This is a genomic window from Roseiarcus sp. (assembly GCF_049514155.1).
Taxonomy (GTDB): Bacteria; Pseudomonadota; Alphaproteobacteria; order Rhizobiales; family Beijerinckiaceae; genus Roseiarcus.
The window spans coordinates 1-5,204 of record NZ_JBEKVH010000210.1 but is presented as its reverse complement, the minus strand read 5'-3'; the positions used below and the strand labels follow the sequence as shown (position 1 = coordinate 5,204).

At 68.9% G+C, this 5,204-nt stretch carries 4 protein-coding genes; 2 read left to right on the top strand and 2 right to left on the bottom strand.

The window, feature by feature from the left end; genetic code table 11:
* Positions 1 to 400 (bottom strand): aspartate carbamoyltransferase (locus ABSF49_RS19860; RefSeq protein ID WP_490363332.1); only part of this gene is annotated, 400 nt, incomplete at its 3' end.
* Between the two features lie 220 nt (positions 401 to 620).
* Between ABSF49_RS19860 and topA the strand changes: the two genes are divergently transcribed.
* Positions 621 to 3,482, top strand: coding sequence for a type I DNA topoisomerase (gene topA, locus ABSF49_RS19855; RefSeq protein WP_424114365.1), 2,862 nt, complete (start codon positions 621 to 623; stop codon positions 3,480 to 3,482).
* Between the two features lie 155 nt (positions 3,483 to 3,637).
* On the opposite strand, the gene ABSF49_RS19850 is transcribed toward topA, so the two are convergent.
* On the bottom strand, positions 3,638 to 4,009 hold the full coding sequence (locus ABSF49_RS19850; protein WP_424114364.1) for a hypothetical protein: 372 nt from the start codon (positions 4,007 to 4,009) through the stop codon (positions 3,638 to 3,640).
* 447 nt (positions 4,010 to 4,456) lie between these two features.
* Between ABSF49_RS19850 and ABSF49_RS19845 the strand changes: the two genes are divergently transcribed.
* Positions 4,457 to 5,128 (top strand): class I SAM-dependent methyltransferase, encoded by a 672-nt coding sequence (locus ABSF49_RS19845; RefSeq protein WP_424114363.1) that lies wholly within the window; start codon positions 4,457 to 4,459, stop codon positions 5,126 to 5,128.
* Positions 5,129 to 5,204 lie beyond the last annotated feature (76 nt).

Below are 5,204 nucleotides of genomic sequence, written 5' to 3'. Positions count from 1 at the left end.
TCACCGAACAGTCGACCTTGCGCGCCAGCAGATGCACCGCGCCCGCCTGGCTGTGGCGCACGACGATGATGTCGGGCCGCATGGCGTTGAGGGTGATCGCCGTGTCGATCAGCGTCTCGCCCTTCTTCACGCTCGACGCGCCGACCGCCATGTTCATCACGTCGGCGCCGAGTCGCTTGCCGGCGATCTCGAACGACGACTGGGTGCGGGTCGAGGGTTCGAAGAACAGGTTGATCTGCGTGCGCCCGCGCAAGGTGGCGCGCTTCTTCTCGACCTGGCGCGAAATGCCGACCGCTTCCTCCGCCAGATCAAGCAGGGAAACGATCTCGTCGCGACTCAGACCCTCGACGCCGAGCAGGTGGCGGCGGGCGAAGGCGACGGGCGGCGGCGTTGATGACATGCGAAGCCAACCCTATATGCGCCGCGCCGCGGCCGGGCAAGCCGGCCTCGGCGGCGCCAAACGGACCGGGCGAGCGTCACCGGACCGACCGGCCCTTCGGCGCCTATTTGACAGGCGGCGCCGCCTCAACCATTTTCCGCGCCCTGAGCGGCCTGGGTGGAGCGGCGCCATCCCCGCCCGATAGCCTCCGCGAGACGAAGGCGTTCAAGGACTGCAAGGCATGAAGGTTGTCATCGTCGAGTCGCCGACCAAGGTCAAGACGATCGGCAAGTATCTCGGCAAGGACTACGACGTCTACGCTTCGTTCGGCCATGTGCGCGACCTCGCGGCCAAGGACGGCTCGGTCGACACCGAGCACGACTTCGCCATGCGCTGGGAGGTGGACGCCAAGGCGGCCAAGCGGCTCAACGAGATCGCCAATGCGGTGAAGGGCGCCGACCGCGTCATTCTGGCCACCGACCCCGACCGCGAAGGCGAGGCGATCTCCTGGCATGTCTACGAGATCCTCAAGGCCAAGAAGGTCCTCAAGGACAAGCGGGTCGATCGCGTCGTGTTCAACGCGGTCACCAAGGACGCGGTCGCTGCGGCGATGCGCAACCCGCGCGAGATCGACGAGGCGCTGGTCGACGCCTATCGCGCCCGGCGCGCGCTCGACTATCTCGTCGGCTTCAACCTCTCGCCGGTGCTGTGGCGCAAGCTGCCGGGCGCGCGCTCGGCCGGCCGGGTGCAGTCGGTCGCGCTGAGAATCGTCTGCGACCGCGAGCTGGAGATCGAGAAATTCGTCGCGCGCGAATATTGGACGATCCTCGCCCACCTCAAGACCCTCGCCGACGCGCCGTTCACGGCGCGCCTCGTCGGCGCCGACGGCAAGAAGATCAACCGCCTCGACGTCGGTTCGGGCGCCGAGGCGGACGCGTTCAAGGCGGCGCTCGACAATGCGAAATTCGCCGTCGCGACCGTCGAGTCGAAACCGCAGAAGCGCCACCCCTACCCGCCCTTCACCACCTCGACGCTGCAGCAGGAGGCAAGCCGCAAGTTCGGCTTCGCGCCGGCGCGCACGATGCAGATCGCCCAACGCCTCTATGAAGGCGTCGACGTCGGCGAAGGCGCCGCCGGCCTCATCACCTATATGCGCACCGACGGCGTCGACCTCGCGCCGGAGGCGGTCGTCGCCGCGCGCGCCGTCATCGCCAAGGATTTCGGCGACGCCTACGTCCCCGCCGCGCCGCGCCGCTACACGGTCAAGGCTAAGAACGCGCAGGAAGCGCACGAGGCGATCCGCCCGACCGACCAGCGGATCCGGCCGCGCGACGTCGCCCGCCGCCTCGAGCCCGACCAGGCCAAGCTCTACGAGCTGATCTGGAACCGCACGCTGGCCTGCCAGATGGAGAGCGCCGAACTCGAGCGCACCACCGTCGACATTCTCGCCGAGGCGGGCAAGCGCCGGCTCGAATTCCGCGCCAGCGGCCAGGTCGTGCGCTTCCCCGGCTTCCTCGCGCTCTATCAGGAAGGGCGCGACGACGAGGATGACGAGGACGCGGCGCGGCTGCCGGCGATGGCGGCGGGCGAGGCGCTGACCAAGGAGCGGATCGAGGCGAGCCAGCACTTCACCGAGCCGCCGCCGCGCTACACCGAGGCGACGCTGGTCAAGCGGATGGAGGAGCTCGGCATCGGCCGGCCGTCGACCTACGCCTCGACCCTGGCCGTGCTGCGCGACCGCGACTACGTGCGGATCGAGAAGAAGCGGCTGATCCCCGAAGACAAGGGCCGCCTCGTCACCTCCTTCCTCGAAGCCTTCTTCGCCAAATACGTCGGCTACGACTTCACCGCCGAGCTCGAAGAGAAGCTCGACAAGATCTCCAACAGCGAAATCGACTGGCGGGCGGTGCTGCGCGACTTTTGGGTCGACTTCTCCCAGGCGCTCGGCGGCACCAAGGATCTGCGCACCACCCAGGTGCTCGACAGCCTCAATGCGCTGCTCGGCGCCCACATCTTCCCCGTCCGCGCCGACGGCGGCGACCCGCGTCAGTGCCCGCTGTGCGGCAAGGGGCAATTGTCGCTGAAGCTCGGCAAGTTCGGCGCCTTCATCGGCTGCTCGAACTACCCCGAATGCCGCTTCACCCGCGTGCTGTCGCCGACCGGCCAGGACAGCGGCGAGGGCGAGCGGCCGGGCGTGCGCGCGCTTGGGCTCGATCCGGCGAGCGGCCAAGAGGTCACGCTGCGTTCGGGCCGCTTCGGCGACTACGTGCAGCTTGGCGAAGGCGAAAAGCCGAAGCGCTGCTCGCTGCCGCGCGGGCTCGCGCCCGACGATGTGACGCTGGAAAAGGCGGTCGGGCTGTTGTCGCTGCCGCGCGAAGTCGCGCGCCATCCGACCGACGGCGAGCCGATCCTTGCCGGCGTCGGCCGCTACGGCGCCTATGTCCAGCACGCCAAGACCTACGCCAATCTCGGCCGCGACGACGACGTGCTGACGATCGGCGCCAACCGCGCCATCGACCTGATCGCCGCCAAGGAGAGCGGCGCCGGCAGTCGCTTCGGCGGCGATTCCGGCCGCGCGCTCGGCGACCATCCGACGCTCGGAGGCGCGGTCTCGGTGCGCCGCGGCCGCTTCGGCGTCTATGTCAATCACGGCAAGATCAACGCGACCCTGCCGCGCGGAACCAACCCGGAAGCGGTGACGTTGGAAGAGGCGCTGGCGACGCTCGCCGCCAAGGCTTCCGGCGGCCCCGGCGGCCGCGCGATCGGCGAGCACCCCGACGGCGGGCCGATCACATTGCGCGCCGGCCGCTTCGGCGCCTACGTCAATTGGGGCAAGGTCAACGCCACCATCCCCAAGTCGACGCCGCCGGAATCGATCACGCTCGCCGAGGCGCTCGAACTCATCGCCGAGCGCGAGGGACGACCAGCGAAGGCGTCCAGGGCGCCGGCAAAGAAGAAGTCGGCCGCCAAGTCCAGGAAGCCCGCTGCGCCGCCGAAGGCCGCCGCCCGGACGGCGCCGGCGAAGAAGGCCGCGGCCAAGAAGGCGCCGACCAAGAAAGCGGCGGCGAAAAAGGCGGCGACAAACAGCAAGCGCAGCGCTTAGCGCGCCCTTTCTCCCTTAGCGGCGAAAGTCTGACCTTCGGTCTCCCGTTTCGCACGGCCGGAACCGGCCCGAGGCGGACGTTCGCTGCTTTCGGGTGAGGCGTCGACGGCCGGTCGATCCACAGCCTTCAACGCCCGACGGCGGCTCTTGGTTGATCAGCTTCGCGTCCCCACCTCGACCATCGGCTTGTCCTTGAGCGCGTCGATCAAGCCTACGGTGCCCGGCGGCAGGATGCCGAAACTGCAGGCCTGCTCGCCGTCGACGAAGATGGTCGCCTCGCCGAGATCGGTCTTGGAGACGATGACGCGCGTGGCGGCGAGCGCTCGGGCGTCCTGCCCGTCGCCGGGATTGAGCAGCACGGCGCGGGCGACATAGACCTGCGCCTCGGTGAGCTCCTGGAAAGGCTCGCCGCGATAGCCGTCGAGGACGAGGGTCATGGCCTCGTCGAGCGGCCCGCAGGTCGAACTCTCTGCGTTTTCGGCGAAGGCGTGAGTCGACACGGCGATCGCGATCGCTGTCGTGAGCATGCATAGGCGTCTATTCATTTGGACCGTTCTCCTGTGTCTTATTGTTTTTGACGCGGTGCAATGAACACAATACAATCAATGACTTGACTGTATATTGGAACGACTGCCGTCAGCGGAGTTCGGCTCGCGGCGCCGGCTCCCGATCTTCGTCGGTAATGGCGCATGCAATCCACGTGCCATCGCCGGCTGGGCCCGCGACGGCCGCGGCGCCGATGAAATTGGCGATCGTTACGCGCAGGGGCCGCGCGCGACCCGAATGTGCGGCCCAAACGACCGGACTCTGCCGACAGCCGCTGGACGGACGGCGAGCCGAGCCCCGGATTCTCGCCGCTGGCGGGCGAATGGCGGCCTCGGCTGGCGTGTGACAATCGAGTGCCGTAGGGTCGCCCTCGGCCGGATCGCGGCGGAAGCCGCGGAAAGTTTGGGCCAAGAGGGGAGAGCGGGTCCATGCCTCAATCGAGCGCGGCCTCGGCGAAAGCCCAGACGCGCACTGAGGCCGCCTATAGCCGTTGGGCGCCGATCTACGACCTGATCTTCGACCTGCCGTTCCATCCCGGGCGGCTGGCGGCTTCGCGCGCCGCCGCGGCGGCGGCGGGCAAGGACGGCGCGATGCTGGTCGTCGGCGTCGGCACCGGCCTCGAACTCGAACTGCTGCCCGCCGACCTGCGCGTCACCGGCGTCGACATCAGCGCCGCGATGCTGGACGTCGCCCGCGAGCGCGTCGCGCGCAAAGGGCTGAGGCAGGTCAAGGGCCTGCACGTCATGGACGCCGGCGCGATGGAATTCGCCGACGGCCAGTTCGACGTCGCCCTGGCGCCCTATGTGATGAGCGTCGTGCCCAATCCGGCCCTGGTCCTGGACGAGGTCTGGCGCGTGATCCGGCCGGGCGGACGGATGGTGGTGATGAACCATTTCGCCGCCGCGGGCGGTCCGCGCGCCGCGATCGAGGCGGCGATGGAAAAGGCCGCCTGGTGGCTCGGCTGGCATCCGAAATTCCCATTTGCCGCGGTCGGCGACTGGATCGCCGCCCAGCCGGACGCCGCGCTGATCGAGCGGCGCGCGCTGGCGCCGCTCAGGTTGTTCACCCTGCTGGTCATCGGCAAGCGCGCCCGGGACTGACGCCGCCGGCGACGCTTCGCGCCGGCGCGCCTACCTCACCCGAACCGGGATGATTTCGGCCGAAAGCCGCACTTAG